This window comes from Burkholderia sp. SIMBA_051 (assembly GCF_046534915.1).
GTDB classification, from domain to species: domain Bacteria; phylum Pseudomonadota; class Gammaproteobacteria; order Burkholderiales; family Burkholderiaceae; genus Burkholderia; species Burkholderia ambifaria.
The window spans coordinates 1-264 of the sequence record NZ_JAWRXS010000389.1 but is presented as its reverse complement, the minus strand read 5'-3'; the positions used below and the strand labels follow the sequence as shown (position 1 = coordinate 264).

Annotated in this window: 1 protein-coding gene; it reads left to right on the top strand. The window is 64.4% G+C overall.

The window, feature by feature from the left end:
- On the top strand, window positions 1-264 hold a 264-nt coding region (locus SB771_RS34990), incomplete at both ends, for an iron-containing redox enzyme family protein (protein WP_410722042.1).

The window sequence follows — 264 nt, the reverse complement described above, 5'->3', positions numbered from 1 at the left end:
CCCGCGAACGGGTCACCAATCCGGACAACATGTCGCCCACCACGCGAGCGCTGCAAAGCTGGTGCTACGCCGTGGCGATGCGCGAAGACCCGATCGTGGCCGTGGCCGGCCTGGTGGTGGGCCTGGAATCGCAGGTGCCGTCGATCTACCGCAAGCAGACGCCGACCCTGCGCGAGAAATATGGCTTCACCGACGAGGAAGTCGAGTTCTTCGATCTGCACATCGTGTCCGACGAGATCCATGGCGAGCGCGGCTACCAGATCG